General features: G+C 51.4%; 16 protein-coding genes, 2 tRNA genes and 1 pseudogene. 11 read left to right on the top strand and 8 right to left on the bottom strand.

The annotated features are described in order from the left end of the window. The first annotated feature begins 31 nt into the window (after window positions 1-31). From OGV77_RS14885 to fecE, 4 genes are read left to right on the top strand one after another with little or no spacing between them, the layout of a single operon-like run. Window positions 32-931, top strand: coding sequence for a Fe(3+) dicitrate ABC transporter substrate-binding protein FecB (locus OGV77_RS14885; protein ID WP_043016465.1), 900 nt, complete (start codon window positions 32-34; stop codon window positions 929-931). Continuing rightward, the gene (gene fecC, locus OGV77_RS14880; RefSeq protein WP_080625123.1) at window positions 928-1,926 is read left to right on the top strand and encodes an iron-dicitrate ABC transporter permease FecC; all 999 of its coding nucleotides are present in this window, start codon (window positions 928-930) and stop codon (window positions 1,924-1,926) included. Before OGV77_RS14885 ends, fecC begins: the two co-directional genes overlap by 4 nt. Further along, complete coding sequence (gene fecD / locus OGV77_RS14875) at window positions 1,923-2,879, top strand: Fe(3+) dicitrate ABC transporter permease subunit FecD (protein WP_080625122.1); 957 nt, start codon at window positions 1,923-1,925, stop codon at window positions 2,877-2,879. The genes fecC and fecD overlap by 4 nt, the downstream gene beginning before the upstream one ends. Beyond that, a complete protein-coding gene (gene fecE, locus OGV77_RS14870; RefSeq protein ID WP_080625121.1) occupies window positions 2,880-3,647 on the top strand; it encodes a Fe(3+) dicitrate ABC transporter ATP-binding protein FecE in 768 nt (255 codons plus the stop codon). A gap of 319 nt (window positions 3,648-3,966) precedes the next feature. Here fecE and OGV77_RS14865 read toward each other — a convergent pair whose 3' ends face one another. After that, window positions 3,967-4,713, bottom strand: a complete 747-nt coding sequence (locus OGV77_RS14865; protein WP_043016469.1) for an SDR family NAD(P)-dependent oxidoreductase — start codon at window positions 4,711-4,713, stop codon at window positions 3,967-3,969. A 71-nt stretch (window positions 4,714-4,784) separates the two neighbouring features. After that, the gene (locus OGV77_RS14860; RefSeq protein ID WP_075146102.1) at window positions 4,785-5,474 is read right to left on the bottom strand and encodes a helix-turn-helix transcriptional regulator; all 690 of its coding nucleotides are present in this window, start codon (window positions 5,472-5,474) and stop codon (window positions 4,785-4,787) included. A 366-nt stretch (window positions 5,475-5,840) separates the two neighbouring features. Between OGV77_RS14860 and OGV77_RS14855 the strand changes: the two genes are divergently transcribed. Next, window positions 5,841-6,320, top strand: a complete 480-nt coding sequence (locus tag OGV77_RS14855; RefSeq protein WP_087050614.1) for a hypothetical protein — start codon at window positions 5,841-5,843, stop codon at window positions 6,318-6,320. Window positions 6,321-6,855: 535 nt separating this feature from the next. On the opposite strand, the gene OGV77_RS14850 is transcribed toward OGV77_RS14855, so the two are convergent. The 3 genes from OGV77_RS14850 to OGV77_RS14840 are packed head-to-tail and all read right to left on the bottom strand — an operon-like array spanning window position 6,856 to window position 9,655. Next, on the bottom strand, window positions 6,856-7,611 hold the full coding sequence (locus OGV77_RS14850) for an ABC transporter ATP-binding protein (protein ID WP_043016475.1): 756 nt from the start codon (window positions 7,609-7,611) through the stop codon (window positions 6,856-6,858). Between the two features lie 2 nt (window positions 7,612-7,613). After that, window positions 7,614-8,639 (bottom strand): FecCD family ABC transporter permease, encoded by a 1,026-nt coding sequence (locus OGV77_RS14845; protein WP_370638288.1) that lies wholly within the window; start codon window positions 8,637-8,639, stop codon window positions 7,614-7,616. Then, window positions 8,639-9,655, bottom strand: a complete 1,017-nt coding sequence (locus OGV77_RS14840) for an ABC transporter substrate-binding protein (protein WP_087050616.1) — start codon at window positions 9,653-9,655, stop codon at window positions 8,639-8,641. Before OGV77_RS14840 ends, OGV77_RS14845 begins: the two co-directional genes overlap by 1 nt. A gap of 274 nt (window positions 9,656-9,929) precedes the next feature. Here OGV77_RS14840 and OGV77_RS14835 point away from each other — a divergent pair, with 274 nt between their 5' ends. The 6 genes and pseudogenes from OGV77_RS14835 to OGV77_RS14810 all read left to right on the top strand — a co-directional run bounded on the left by OGV77_RS14835 (window position 9,930) and on the right by OGV77_RS14810 (window position 12,469). Beyond that, window positions 9,930-10,262 carry an EmrE family multidrug efflux SMR transporter gene (locus OGV77_RS14835; RefSeq protein WP_063941528.1) on the top strand — a complete coding sequence of 111 codons (333 nt, stop codon included), beginning with the start codon at window positions 9,930-9,932 and terminating at the stop codon, window positions 10,260-10,262. A gap of 33 nt (window positions 10,263-10,295) precedes the next feature. Beyond that, window positions 10,296-10,554: pseudogene (locus OGV77_RS14830) on the top strand (hypothetical protein). Between the two features lie 168 nt (window positions 10,555-10,722). Continuing rightward, a complete protein-coding gene (locus tag OGV77_RS14825) occupies window positions 10,723-11,205 on the top strand; it encodes a glutathione peroxidase (RefSeq protein ID WP_087050617.1) in 483 nt (160 codons plus the stop codon). A gap of 199 nt (window positions 11,206-11,404) precedes the next feature. Further along, window positions 11,405-11,481, top strand: a tRNA-Val gene (locus OGV77_RS14820). Window positions 11,482-11,485: 4 nt separating this feature from the next. Then, window positions 11,486-11,562: transfer RNA gene (locus OGV77_RS14815), tRNA-Val, on the top strand. A 184-nt stretch (window positions 11,563-11,746) separates the two neighbouring features. Further along, window positions 11,747-12,469, top strand: a complete 723-nt coding sequence (locus OGV77_RS14810; RefSeq protein ID WP_087050618.1) for a substrate-binding domain-containing protein — start codon at window positions 11,747-11,749, stop codon at window positions 12,467-12,469. Here the strand turns inward: OGV77_RS14810 and OGV77_RS14805 are convergent. The 3 genes from OGV77_RS14805 to OGV77_RS14795 are packed head-to-tail and all read right to left on the bottom strand — an operon-like array spanning window position 12,456 to window position 15,251. After that, window positions 12,456-13,208 (bottom strand): ABC transporter ATP-binding protein, encoded by a 753-nt coding sequence (locus OGV77_RS14805; RefSeq protein WP_043016522.1) that lies wholly within the window; start codon window positions 13,206-13,208, stop codon window positions 12,456-12,458. The two genes, OGV77_RS14810 and OGV77_RS14805, sit on opposite strands and share 14 nt — an antisense overlap. After that, entirely contained in the window at window positions 13,205-14,209 is a 1,005-nt protein-coding gene (locus OGV77_RS14800) for a FecCD family ABC transporter permease (protein WP_043016523.1), read from the bottom strand. The genes OGV77_RS14805 and OGV77_RS14800 overlap by 4 nt, the downstream gene beginning before the upstream one ends. Further along, the gene (locus OGV77_RS14795; protein WP_100194444.1) at window positions 14,196-15,251 is read right to left on the bottom strand and encodes an ABC transporter substrate-binding protein; all 1,056 of its coding nucleotides are present in this window, start codon (window positions 15,249-15,251) and stop codon (window positions 14,196-14,198) included. Before OGV77_RS14795 ends, OGV77_RS14800 begins: the two co-directional genes overlap by 14 nt. Window positions 15,252-15,296 lie beyond the last annotated feature (45 nt).

Genomic DNA, 15,296 nt, shown 5'->3' with positions numbered 1-15,296 from the left:
AGCGCAGCGCCACAAGACACAGGCAACTCACATGTTCACACCATTACGCACGCTATTCGCCGCTCTGCTACTCACCAGTCACGCCTTTGCCGCCACGATACATGACGAACATGGCACCTTTACGCTTGATAAAACGCCACAGCGGATAGTCGTGCTGGAACTGTCGTTCGCGGACGCACTGGCCGCCGTCGATGTCAGTCCGGTCGGCATTGCCGACGATAACGACGCCGCGCGCATTCTTCCAGAGGTTCGCGCCCGTCTTAACCCCTGGCAATCTGTCGGCACGCGTGCACAGCCAAGTTTAGAAGCTATCAGCGTGCTGAAACCGGATCTGATCATTGCCGACAGCAGCCGCCATGCGGCTATTTACAGCGCATTACAGCAAATCGCACCGGTGCTGCTGCTTAAGTCTCGCAATGAAACCTACGCTGAAAATCTGCAGTCTGCGGCCATCATCGGTGAAGTCGTTGGCAAAAAGGCACAGATGCAGTTACGTCTGGAGCGACACAAACAACAGATGTCGGCATGGGCCAGCCAGTTGCCAAAAGGCACGCTGGTGTTGTTCGGTACCTCTCGGGAGCAGCAGTTCAACCTGCACACGCAGGAGACCTGGACCGGGAGCGTTTTGACCGCTCTGGGGCTGACGGTACCTGCGGCGATGTCGGGCGCGTCTATGCCGTCCATCGGACTGGAACAGTTGCTGGCGCTCAATCCTGCATGGCTGCTGGTCGCGCACTATCGCGAAGAAAGCATCGTTAAACGCTGGCAGCAAGACCCGCTATGGCAGATGTTAACCGCGGCGCAAAAACAGCAGACGGCGTCGGTCGACAGTAACGCCTGGGCGCGAATGCGCGGCATTTTCGCGGCCGAACGCATTGCCAGCGACACGGTAAAAATCTTTCATCACCAGCCTTTATCCGATGTGAAATGACAGTTTTCAAACATCCAGCGTTGCAGTGGGGACTTCCCCTTGTCGCGCTTATCGCAATCTTCTGGCTGAGTCTGTTTTGCTACTCGGCCATTCCTGTTTCTGGCGTTGACGCCATTCGCGCCCTGCTGCCGGGTCATGTGCCGACGCTTCCACAAGCGCTGGTGCAAAACCTTCGTCTGCCGCGAAGCCTGGTCGCCATTCTGATCGGCGCAAGCCTGGCTCTCGCGGGAACGCTGCTGCAGACGCTGACGCATAATGCAATGGCCTCCCCTTCGCTACTCGGCATTAACAGCGGCGCGGCGTTGGCGATGGCACTCACCAGCGCCATCAGCCCTGTGTCCATAACGGGTTACTCCATCGCCTTTATCGCCGCCTGCGGCGGCGGCGTAAGCTGGCTGCTGGTGATGACCGCAGGCGGTGGATTCCGCCATACCCAGGACAGAAACAAACTGATCCTCGCGGGTATCGCGTTCTCGGCTTTTTGTATGGCCCTGACCCGTATCACCCTGCTGCTGACGGAAGATCACGCCTACGGCATTTTTTACTGGCTTGCGGGAGGCGTATCCCACGCACGCTGGCAGGAATTCTGGCAGCTTTTCCCGGTGGTGGCGGTTGCAGTACCGGTGGTGTTGCTGATGGCTAATCAACTGAACCTGCTTAACGTCAGCGACAGCACCGCCCGCACGCTGGGGGTGAATCTGCCGAAGCTACGTTTAATCATCAACATTCTGGTGCTGCTTCTGGTCGGTACCTGCGTCAGCGTGGCTGGCCCGGTGGCGTTTATCGGCCTGCTGATGCCACATCTGGCTCGCTTCTGGGTGGGATTCAACCAGCGCAAAGTCCTGCCGATGAGCATGCTTATGGGCGCCACGCTGCTGCTACTGGCCGATGTTCTGGCCCGCGCACTGGCCTTCCCTGGCGAATTACCCGCGGGAGCCGTGGTGGCTCTGATTGGGGCGCCCTGCTTTGTCTGGCTGGTCAGGAGGCGTGGATGAAAATTGCGCTAGTTATTTTCATCGCCCTCGCGCTGGCAGGATTTTCAGTGCTGTCGCTGCAAATGGGAGTGATCTCCGTTCCCTGGCGCGCCCTGCTGACCGACTGGCAGACCGGGCGCGAGTATCATTACGTGTTAACGGCGTACCGCCTGCCGCGATTGCTGCTGGCGCTGTTTGTTGGCGCAGCCCTCGCGGTTGCAGGCGTGCTGGTGCAGGGGATCGTGCGTAACCCCCTGGCATCGCCGGATATACTCGGCGTAAACCATGCCGCCAGCCTGGCCTCTGTGGGCGCACTGCTTCTCTTGCCGTCACTCCCGGTGATTGCACTACCGCCGCTGGCCTTTGCCGGTGGCATGGCGGGCCTGATCCTGTTGAAAATGCTGGCAAACTCCAGCCAACCGATAAAGCTGGCGCTCACAGGGGTCGCGCTTTCTGCCTGCTGGGCCAGCCTGACGGATTATCTGATGCTCGCGCGCCCGCAGGATGTGAACAGCGCCCTGCTCTGGCTAACCGGCAGTTTATGGGGCCGTGACTGGAGCTTTGTGAAGATTGCCCTCCCGCTGCTGATGTTGTTTCTGCCGCTGAGCCTGAGTTTTTGCCGCGATCTCGACCTCCTGGCATTGGGCGATGCGCGCGCCACCACGCTCGGTGTGTCGGTACCGCGTACCCAGTTCCGGGCTTTGCTACTGGCTGTTGCTATGACGTCAACCGGCGTGGCCGTCTGCGGCCCGATCAGCTTTATTGGGCTTGTGGTGCCGCATATGGTGCGCAGCATTACCGGCGGACGTCACCGCTGGCTGCTGCCCGTTTCGGCCCTGGCAGGTGCATTGCTGCTGGTGGTTGCCGATATGCTGGCGCGAATTATTCATCCCCCGCTGGAGCTTCCAGCTGGCGTGCTGACTGCCATTATCGGTGCGCCATGGTTTGTCTGGCTGCTTGTGAGAATGCGATAAATGACATTACGAACTGAGAATCTGACGGTCTGTTACGGTACAAATAAGGTGCTTGACGGCGTTTCACTCGCACTGCCAGCGGGGAAGATAACCGCCCTGCTCGGCCCTAACGGTTGCGGGAAATCGACGTTGTTAAACTGTTTTTCACGGCTGTTAATGCCGCAGTCCGGCAGCGTATTTTTCGGCGATCATCTCATTAACGCGTTTTCATCGCGCCAGCTCGCTCGCAGGCTGGCGTTGCTGCCACAGCACCATTTAACGCCAGAGGGGATCACCGTCCGGGAGCTGGTTTCGTACGGCCGCAACCCGTGGTTGTCACTCTGGGGGCGGCTTTCCGCTGAAGACAATACGCGGGTTAATACCGCCATGAGCCAGACCCTAATCCATCATCTTGCCGAACGACGGTTAACCGAACTTTCCGGCGGTCAGCGCCAGCGCGCCTTTCTGGCGATGGTCCTGGCCCAGAATACGCCCGTTGTACTCCTCGATGAGCCAACCACCTATCTCGATATCAATCACCAGGTAGAACTGATGCGGTTGATGGGCGAACTCCGGGCCCAAGGGAAAACGGTGGTCGCAGTGCTGCATGACCTTAATCAGGCCAGCCGGTACTGCGATCATCTGGTGGTGATGGCGAACGGACATGTTATGGCACAAGGCACACCAGAAGAGGTGATGAACCCTGGATTGCTAAGAACCGTATTCAGCGTGGATACGGAGATACACCCCGAGCCGGCATCTGGCAGGCCGATGTGTGTTGTGAAGTAGATGACACTGACCGTAATGGTATCAGGGTCTCAACAAGAAGATGACGAAACGGGGGAATAGGTTAATTAATCGTTCAGCTTAATATTAACGGGCGTCGGTTTGCTTGATACCGACGTCAGTTGTGTGCCAGGAGCGGACGTTGCTAATGGCATGATGTATGAACCAATGGAGAACCGATCATCTATACACATATAGATCCCTAACGAAAATATTGTTTTCACTAGCCCTGTAATGGAAGCGTTAATTTTATATTCTAACGCTTCCATTGAGCCTACCACTTTGGCAAAGCAATTCTTACACTTCAAAATAATGTGCTTTTTTATTCAGCTAAATAACCGCCATCGATTGGATAAACGCCTCCGGTACAGAATGTAGAACTGTCTGACAGCAAGAACAATATGAAGTCTGCTATTTCCTGCATTTTTGCCATCCTTTTCATAGGGTGGCTATTTGCGAAACTACTTACAATATTTTCAGGGAACTCACTCATTCTTGGGGTTTGGACATAGCCCGGAGCGACTGCATTGATTCGAATGCCTTGACATGCAAACTCTAGCGCTGCGGTTTGAGTTAAACCGATTATACCATGTTTAGCCACGGTGTAAGGTGCTAATCCAGGAATGCCCACCAGACCATTTACTGCAGATAAATTAACTATAGATCCACCAAACTTCATCATCTGGGGTATTTCATATTTTAGGCAGTGAAAAACGCCGCTCAATGAGGTAGCAATAACCTTATCCCAGTTTTCAACTGTCTGCTCTGTTATATTTTTACCATGTTCACCTGTTAAGCCTGCATTATTTACAGCATAATCAAGTCTGCCGAAATGTTTGATAACCTCATCTATCATTTGCCGGACTTGTTCGGGCTGTGACACATCACATCCGATCCCCATGGCTTGTTGTCCCTGTGAAGATAATTGTTCCGCTTTTTGTTTAGCCTGTTCTGACGAGCGGGATACAATAACAACTTTTGCACCATGCTTATGTAATTGCTCTGCGACGGCCTCACCTATACCTGTAGTGCTTCCTGTTATAACGGCAATTTTATTCTGGAAATTCATAACCACCCCCTATGAAGTAGAATTGAGTCTTTCATCTGGGATAGTATACAAACCATCTGTGACAGTTTTTGTCAGTACTCTTTCCCCTCGCAGATCCCTTCTTTTATTCTCCATTTTTTCAATAAAATTGTCCTGCTTTCACTATAGTTGGAGTCAAGTTGCACAATATCTTCAATTTTGTCAGTTCTAAAATGACGAAAATCATTTCTCATCTCGCACCATGCAACCAAAAGCCAGCACGACTCCATGTATACCAATCCGATGGGCCATATGACTCGTGAAGTGTAAGAATCTTTTTTATCACAATAATTTATTTTGATTTTCTTTCTTTTTTTTATAGCATTGCGAATGTCTTCAAAAAAAATCTCATTGTTTTCTGAAGGACCGATCAGATAGGATTGACTCTCAATAAGATTTTTCAATTCACTGGGAATGACGGCGTGTATTTTCGCAAGCGCATTCTTTGCGGTAATTTTGAAATTATAATCTGTATTATGCGATACCCAATTTAACCCAAGTGTAATAGCATTTATTTCTTCATGAGAAAGATTTAAGGGAGGCAAATGAAAGTCAGATTTAACGATATAACCAATTCCAGCTCCACCTTCAATGCATACTCCTTGATGCTGCAGCGTTTTTATATCTCTGTAAAGGGAGCGTACACTTATTCCCAATCTTTCTGAGAGTGTGGATGCTGTGATCGGATATCTTTGTGCCCTTAATATTTGTAGTAACTCGAGAAGCCTTTCTGTTCTAGTCATGTTGATAAATCCATTTTGAGGCGATTTTTTAAAGCATCTGTTAGATAAACATATTAGTACAAAGCAAGTGTACATGGCTAAGTTGAACTGCTACCGATGATTAATACAGCGCTATGTTCGTAATGCGTACATAAGCGGTGATCATGAGTGTAAACATCCGCTTTTCGCTAACCGCGGACCTTCAGCTCAGTCAGCGATGTCCACTGTGTGCCAGAAGCGGACTTTTTGGTAGTTGTCAGCAGGAAGGTATTTCAGCAGAATAAGACTATCTTTAAACATGACCGTTTATATGCAACCATAAGCTATTGAATCTAGCTCCGGCAGGGGTTACTGACTCACAGAATAATGGATGCACGAGGTCGAGTTATGCGTACTCACCAACTGAAAAAGTCCCGTAAACTGTATCGCAGCGTCAACACGACGACGCGGCACCATTCTAATAATCCAGGTGCTGAGTATCGCTGGGGACGCAATCGTAAAAAAGTTGGAGATGAGCTACTGGCAAAGCACGAGACAATGCATGGCAAACAGAAACGTGGTCGAGACTACACACCATTGTTTTATTTTTTGATCAAACAGATTGGCAAACCGTGGGATGAAATATTCAGCGAAGTATGTGGACGTCTTGATACCACCGAGCCGGTATTCTGGTTGGTCGCGCTACATGAGCATCAGCGAAGGGATTTAGTCTGCATTGGTGAAAGCAGTTTTTACCCAGGTCTATTTGTTGATGAGAATGGAATTCTGCAACAGGTAAATCCTTCAATCACGAGAGATGACGTTAAGGTGACATGTCGTTGCTGCACACACACTTATATTGGTGAACCTGTACCCTGGATAGATTGAGTGACAAAACTGTCTATCTTACCGCGGGTGCAGTCGTCATCAGCCATGATAGCGATTGCTCTCCCCCGCTCTTAATTCACAGCAGTCGCTCTTAAAGGTTTTCCATATAATAAAACGCTTTCATTAACTCATCTTCTGTAAGTGGCGATACCAGACTCGCCCTGTATCTTTCTCAACCTTCATCAATAGCTCGCTGCGGGTTATGCCCAATCTATTCGCAACATGGTTAGCGCAACTCCGCGCGTGTGACGCTCTATGCGTAAGAAGGCCTTCTGCGGCTAGAACTTTTCTTCTTGATGACGAATGTGACATTGATTCCTCCTTTAGCCTCAATTACTCTCCATATAAGCATTATGTGATAAGAAAAATAACGATGTTTCTCGCTAGCTTCAACCGGGAAACACCGTAAGCACAATTTCGTAAACGGCAATAGCTGAAGTTGGTAATAGCGTCCGCTTCTCGCTCAAAACTGACATTCCAGTGATTTAATCCAGCGGACGCTGAATATTGATAATGGTTTCTGCGTAGGCCTATTTCAGGCGTACTGGATATTCATCATTCCCCGTTCAGTTCGACAGATGGTCGCATCGACCTGCCAGGTAGACTGAATCAGTTCCGGGGTAAGTACAGCAGCAGGCTCACCGGACGCCACAACCTGACCTTCACGCAGCACGACCAGGTGCTGACAATATTTTGCAGCCAGATTCAGATCGTGTAATGCCATAATCACGGTAATCGGCAGCGCGGAAATAAGGCGCATCAGCTCCAGCTGGAACTGGATATCCAGATGATTAATTGGTTCGTCCAGTAATAGAATATCCGGTTGCTGGGTGAGCGCACGGGCTATCTGACAGCGCTGACGCTCGCCGCCAGACAGACGCTGCCAGGTTCTCTGGGTCAGAGCATCAAGCCTCATCATCGAAAGCGCCTGTTGTACAGCATCTTCATCAGCTTGCCGCCATGGCGTGAATGCATTACGGTGCGGCGTGCGGCCGAGGCGAACAATATCAATAACACTTAGCTCCGCTTCCGCCTCCGCATGCTGTGGAACAAAAGCAAGCGTGCGGGAAAGCTGGCGCTGGCTCAAGTTACTTGTCAGCTTGCCGCCAATTTTCACCCCCTCACACGCGCAGGGCTGAACGCCAGCGATCGCGCGAATCAGCGTGGATTTACCAGAGCCGTTAGGACCAAGTAGCCCCACCGTTTGCGAACGGTGCGCAACAAAACTGATATCAGATAACACCCGACGAGCCTGGAGCGTCACACTTAGCTTATCAACCACGATATGCATAATTATTTATCCCGGTTGCGGTACAGAATCATGGCAAAAACAGGAGCGCCCACAAGCGCCGTTACTACGCCAATCGGCAAAACCTGATGACTAATAAGGGTGCGTGAGATCAAGTCTGCAAGAATCATAAAATGGCATCCGGCAAGAAAAGCAACAGGGATAGTGAGCAAATGACGATGCCCGGCGATCATGCGGGTTATATGTGGGATAACCAGCCCAACAAAGCCTACAGCACCGATGGCGCTGACGATTACCGCCGTAATCAACGCGGTAGTCAGCAGTAAAATAACGCGTACCTGAAGCACTCGCGTTCCAAGCGTCGAGGAGACTTCCATACCAAAGTTAAAGGTGTCCAGCGAGCGGCTATAGCAAACCACGATAAGCAACCCGATGATGACGACAGCGAAGCACAGCAGCGCATCAGCCCAGCGTACGCCACTCAGGCTACCCAGCAGCCAGAACATAACGCCGCGCGACTGTTCAGCATTGGCCGCCGTACTGACAATGTACGATGTTAACGCGTTAAACAACTGTGTACCGGCGATACCCGCCAGAATGATGCGTGCAGAGTTCACGCGCATACCACCCGATAACAATATGATCAGCATAAAAGCGGTACAGGCTCCGATAAACGCCCCGACACCCGTCGTGATGGAGCCGCTGCCAATACCAAGCAACATCACGCTGACGGCGCCGGTTGAGGCACCAGCAGAGATCCCCAGCAAATAAGGATCGGCAAGCGCGTTACGCAACAATGATTGCAGAACCAGCCCGCATAACGCCAGCCCTCCACCGCAGCTGGCCGCCATCAGCGCACGACTCATCCGGTACTGCCAGACAATCCCTGCTTCTACGGCGGGTAAATCAAAGTGCGTTAGCCCCAGACCATTGGTTATTGCGCGAAAGGCAGTCGCGAAACTTACCGGTATATCGCCGGTTGCCGCAGCAAGGATCATCATGACCGGCAGACTGAGTATCCCGCAGGAAATTATCAGGCTGATTTGCCAGTAGAAAACAGATTTGCTCATCATCTGGAGGGAGCGAAAGCGTTCATCTGCTGGCTAATCAGTTCTACTGCTTCTACGTTACGCAATGATGGATTGAGCGACATGGCAGGAACCACCACGATATTCCCTTGTTTGACCGCAGGCATTTCACGGGCGACGGGATCGGTTTCCAGGAACCGTTTTTTAGTCTCTACGTCATCGGCGGGATAAAGCCGTCTTTCCATACTCGCAATAACAATAATATCAGGCTGAGACTTAACGATATGCTCCCAGGTCACCGCAGGCCACTCCTCATCAGAATCGATGATATTGTTCAGACCAAGTGTTTTATTAATCCAGCCTGGCGCGCCTTTACTGCCTGCTATCCATGGATCGCCTTTCAGCCGGGGACTTGAAAACCAGTAAACCACTTTAAGCGGCGCTTGCGGTTGCATGTGGATTTGCTGCTGCGCGGCGACAATTCGCTCAGACAGCTTTTGCTTCAGAGCTTCACCACGTGCTGGCACATCAAAAACGCGCGCCAGCGCCGAGATTTCATCAAGAATGATATCGATTGAGTAAGGTTTTGATCGTGCGCCATCGCCGTTGGAGTTCGCTGTGACTGTTTTTGCAGTACAGTCGGCTGGAGAGATCCAGGTCCTGACCCCCAATTGTTCAAATTGTTGACGCGTAGCCACCTCTCCCTGCGGGCCAACGTGCCAGCTGTACTGAGCAAGAACCAGCTCAGGACGCTGGGCCGCTACGGCTTCGAATCCAGGCGCATTCTCAGCAAGTCGCTTTAACCCCGCCCCTTGCTTTTTCAAATCATCGGGTAATGCACCAAACCAAACAGCAGTGCCTACAATTTTATCTTTCAGTTCCAGCGCCAGCATGAGTTCCGTTTCATGTTGACCAATTGTCACCACACGTGAAGGTGCATGGTTAAAGGTTTCTGTAACGCCGCAGTTTTCGATTGTCAGTGGATAGTTGCCGGCAGTTGCGCCAGTCAGGGGAAGCAACAGCAGTACAGGCATCAACAGGGGGAAAGTGAGTTTCATAATTCCACATTCAAGTTATGTTATAACATAACAATATACGTATTCTAAAATTCGCTGTCAACGCATAGTCCGCCTCCTGCATATACAGGATCTCAGAAAACGCGTACACGTCCGCTTCTTGCTGATAGAACACCTCACGGCGCTTCAGACGATCCGTTACGTGCCACGAAGATGACATTTTTTAAACTAAACTAAAGTAGTTAGCGTTGCGTTCAAACGCATCTCACCCTATGTGATACGATAATTGTTTTAGATTGTTACATGGGATCAGATTTTGAATTCATACATTTTCCTTGCCGGGGCCATCGTAGCGGAAGTCATAGGAACAACCCTGATGAAGTTCTCTGACGGATTTACACGCTTATGGCCATCTGTAGCAACTATTGTGTGCTACTGCACAGCCTTTTATCTTCTCTCCCAGACCCTGTCGACCATTCCAACGGGTATTGCGTACGCAATTTGGTCAGGTGCTGGAATCGTATTAATCAGCCTTTTGGGCTGGTTGGTAAGTGGGCAAAAGCTAGATTTTCCGGCGATCGCAGGCATGCTTCTTATTTGTGCTGGGGTTCTGGTTATTAATATTTTTTCAAAATCCTCCCCACATTGATTCTTTTCTCTTGCTTGAGCAGGAAAAGTGAGTATGAAAATACCAAAACTCCATACGAAACGTTTGCTGTTAAAACCATTAGAAGCCGAAGATGCCTCGCAGATTCAGGTGCTTTATCCACGCTGGGAGATAGTTCGCTATATAGTATCCTCATATCCGTTCCAGACGTATTTCAGACAGTAGCGGCATGCGGCTTATCAGGACAGAAAAGAAAGAGTATGTCAGCGGTTTGCTGGATTCTGAACTCTGGGAAATCACGCGCGACGAATGGAACGCTCGTCAGCCTGGTTAATATAAATTATGGAATGTCCATAACTGAACCGCAGAAAATTTCTCTTTTTGCCCTGCACCAATGGCAAGTTTATTAATCCTGCAGTTGCGATCATAATAAATAGATACGCAGCGAAGCCTGTCACTCGCGGGCAACATGAGTAATGCTATCTTATTTGAGGAATCCGGCATGACCCCCTTTCATCAACTGACTGCCACCAGTTTGCATGGCCAGCCCATCTCTATGGTCGACTACGCTGGCAAACTGGTTCTGGTGGTTAATACCGCCAGCCATTGTGGTTTCACGCCACAATATGCAGGCCTTGAAGCGCTCTACAAGAAGTACGCCGCGCAGGGTCTGGTAGTGCTTGGTTTTCCCTGCAACCAGTTCGGTAATCAGGAGCCCGGTGGAGCAGACGAAATCGCGCAAACCTGTCACATCAACTACGGTGTGAGCTTCCCGATGCTTGAGAAAGTGGAAGTCAACGGTGCCGCTACACACCCGGTATTTCGTTACCTGAAAGACGAATTACCCGGCGTGCTGGGTGGGCGGATCAAGTGGAATTTTACTAAGTTCCTGATCGGGCGTGACGGCAAGCCGCTCAAGCGTTTTGCCCCCTTCACTACCCCAGAAAAAATAGAAGCCACGATCCTTACAGCGCTTAAAGTCTGAGCGCCCCTGTAATGCAAACCGCCCCTGGTATGCTCCAGTTCGCTGTCTGAATAAAAAACACGCTGCAAAATCAACAAAATATAATCAACTTGCTTAATTACTCTGCAATCGCGTGAGATCAGGAAGAAAAATGCTATTTCCCTCTTGCCTCATTCGGTCTGTGCCGCTAATATTCGTCCCCGTTGTCACCTACAACGTTGCGTTCATAGCTCAGTTGGTTAGAGCACCACCTTGACATGGTGGGGGTCGTTGGTTCGAGTCCAATTGAACGCACCATCTTGCGTCCGTAGCTCAGTTGGTTAGAGCACCACCTTGACATGGTGGGGGTCGGTGGTTCGAGTCCACTCGGACGCACCAAATCATCTCTTTGATTTGGTGCTATTTCCCTTCAAAACTCTCTTTTTATCTCTGGTTTGTATCCTTCAGTTTTATCATTTTCCATGATGATTCAATAGCACTGCGCTAAATCATTCTAAGTTCCATGATCAACGCGTATCATTCATCTTCTTCGCATAATGTCTTTCGCCAGAGAACGGATACCATGCCCTCTTCCATCCTCCTGTTCGCCGCAGGCAGTTTACGCCCGGCATTTACTCCACTGATAAGCCAGTTCACACACCAGAGCGGAATAGACGTTAAGGTTGAATATGGTCCGGCCGGTTTATTGCGCGAGCGGATTGAAGCAGGTGAACCCTGTGCGCTCTTTGCCTCGGCCAATCGGGAGCATCCGCAACGTCTGCTGGCTCAGAAGAAAGCGGTTTTCACGCAGACCTTTAGCTGGAATCAACTGAGTCTGGTCAGCAATCGAACCGGCGCCTGGCTGGATTTGCTGCGCGACCCAACGCTGCGACCAGGTACATCAACGCCCGGCTGTGACCCTTCCGGAGACTATACCTGGGCATTTTTCGACAACATGGATGTACTGGAGCCGGGACTCGGACAACAGCTTCGAACGCGCGCCATCCCGCTGGTTGGTGGTCGTGATACGATAAAAATCCCGCAAGGAGAAATAGCAAGCGCCTGGATCCTGCGCCAGGGGTTGGCCGATCTGTTTATCGGTTACGCGCATTACGCACACACGCTGCGCGCGTTGCCCGACGTACATTACGTGGCTATCCCTGATGAGCACAATATTCACTGCGAATACCAACTGGCGGTGCTTGATGCATCCAAAGAAGTGATGGCGCTGGTTGAATTCATACTTTCCCGCGACGGGCAGGCGTTTCTTACCGCCGCAGGATTCTTACCGCTTAACGACGAATAGAAAACAACGGCGCGATAAACGGCGTGTGGTGGTTCTCCACGCTAAGTTTTCGCAGTGGTAAGCCATAGGCCAGGAACAAATTTTCTTCCGTCACAATGCTGTCCGTAGGTCCTGCCCGCCATTTGCCTTCGGGGAGCAGCAGCAAAGTATGGGTGGCTATCTGTAGCGCATGCAGCGGATCGTGGGTTGAAAAGAGAATGCTGCATCCCTGATAATGGGCCAGATCGCTGATGAGTTGAAGCACCACCTGCTGATTAGCAAGATCCAGCGCGGAACATGGTTCATCAAGCAAAAGCGTCTGACACTCAGTCACCAGTGCCCGGGCTATCATCACCAGTTGTTGTTGCCCGCCGGAAAGTGAGCTAAACGAGCTGGAAGCAAGCTGCGCAATATTTAACTGCTCCAGCGCCTGCGTTGCTCTTTTTTGATCCTGCTGGCTCGGTTGCGCAAAAAGCTTCACGTGCTGTGCTCGCCCCATCAACACCACATCACTCACCGTATAAGGAAACGGCAGATGGCTATGCTGTGCCACAATCCCTATCCCACCGTTATTTTCAATACTGCCTCCCAAAGCAGGCAGCGTGCCGGTTAGCGTATCGAGCAGCGTACTTTTACCCAGACCGTTACGTCCCAGCACAGCCCAGATCTCGCCTTTTTGGCAGCAGAACGTAAGCGGGTCAAACAGCGGCGCGCGATACCCATAAGTCAGCTGATTTACACGCAGTGCGGCAGGTTTCATGATTTCTCCCGACGGCTGGAGCGGATGAGTAAAAAAGCAAACAGCGGCGCGCCGAATAATGCGGTGATAATCCCCAACGGTATCTCCGCATGCATCAGGGTGCGTGCAATATCATCCACTACAATCATAAAACCGCCCCCCAGCCAGAAGGCGCACGGCAGTAGACGACGGTGATCAACGCCCACCAGCAAACGCGCCAGATGAGGAATAACCAACCCAACCCAGGCAATACTGCCGCTAACCGCCACCTGAGCGGCGACTAAAAATGCGCAGCACACCAAAACGCTGCGTCGCAAAGGAACAACCGCGACGCCCAGCGCTCTGGCATCTTTGTCATTAAGCGATAACAGGTTTATCCGCCAGCGTAGCTGGTACAAAACCGTCGCGGCAATACCGACCGGAATCGCCAGCAGCAGTACTTTATGCCAGTTGGCCGTCGCAAAGCTGCCAAGCAGCCAGAACACGATATTGGGTAACGTCTCTTCAGTATCAGCCTGATACTGAATCAAGCTCACCAGCGCGGCAAAAAAGCCGCTCAAAATGATACCCGACAGGATCAGCACCAGCGTATTTTCCAGCCCCTGCAGCGCAGCAATGGCATATACCAGGATCAACGCCGTCAGGCCGAAGAAAAACGTTGAACCCATCATCAACCACGGCGACAGACCGAGCAAAATAGCCAGCGTGCCGCCAAAAGCGGCCCCGGACGTCACGCCGATTATATGCGGGTCGACCAGCGGATTATGAAATACTCCTTGCAGCGTCGCGCCGCATAAACCCAGCGCGCCACCCGCCAGCAGCGCCATCAGAATACGCGGTAGCCTGACCGTCCAGATGACCTGACCGGCAATCCCTTCGGCATCGCTAAAGTGCGTCAGGTGATAAAATACCTCGCGCAACGAAAGCGGATACTGCCCGAGGCACAGCGAACTGACGCCCAGCAACAGGACCGCCGCGATCAAAATCGGCTGCTGGGGTAAAAAGCGGTTACTTAGCTGCATCAGACTGCCAGTTCACGCGATAAAAACGCTGATAATAGTCTTGCGCCTGCGCATCAACATCCACGTCTTTAAAAGCATCCGGATACAGTTTCTTGGCCATCCATAGCTCACCGATCGCCAACGCTTCCGGCATCGGATAGCCCCAGGCTTTAGCGTATTCAGGCATCAGCCAGACGCGATGATTTTTCACCGCATCAATCCCCTGCCAGTTAGGATCATTTTGGATCTCAGTCACCACCTGCGGATAGCGATCCTGCACAAAAATCACCTGCGGATTCCACGCCAGTACCTGCTCCAGCGCAACCTGACGGGCACCTTTCACACTGGCAGCCGCCACGTTTAATCCCCCCGCGTGCTGCATCATCAGTCCTGTGTACTTCCCGGAGCCGTAAGTCATCAGGTCGGGGTTAGCCATATAAATACGGACTTTTTGCGCATCCGGGATTTTTGCAACCGGCGCATTAAATTTTGCCCGTGCCGCAAAAACGTAGTCGATTAATGTCTCGGCCTGCGGTTTACGCCCAACCACGTCCGCAATCAGGCGAATCCCTTGCTTTAACCCTTCGTTGTAAACCTGCTCTTCATCGGCCATGGTCGGGTTCATTTTATTCTGTTGCCCTGCGGCGTCCTTACGTAACGAGATAGCCACGACCGGAATACCGGCGCTTTGAATCTGCTGGATCATCTCCGCAGGCGCATAGTTAGCGACAAACACCACCTGTGGATGAATCGCCAGCAGGCTTTCGATATTCACGCTGGTGAGGTCGCCCGGTGTCGGCAATGTGGAAATTGTCGGCATAAAGCGTTCAAACTCAGGCCCGAGCTGTTTTTTCCAGCTCGACATCACGCCAACAATGTCCTGCTGCGCATCGAGCTGGACCAGAATATTTAAGGTCTGGTGTTGCAGCACGACCACTTTGTCGATGTGATCCGCTATCGTGACCTGACGACCAAGCTGATCGGTGATCGTACGGTCGGCCTGGGCAGAAAACGCAAACAACATGCTGGCGCATACCAGCACAAAAGAACGGAAAGTAAACATGGGATACCATCTGGATAGAGGAGTAAAATCGATATGCATTAAATT

It is taken from the genome of Citrobacter sp. Ce129, assembly GCF_030334545.1.
Taxonomy (GTDB): Bacteria; Pseudomonadota; Gammaproteobacteria; order Enterobacterales; family Enterobacteriaceae; genus Citrobacter; species Citrobacter europaeus.
Note: the sequence above shows the minus strand (reverse complement) of the source record. Positions and strands in the feature narration are given on the sequence as shown.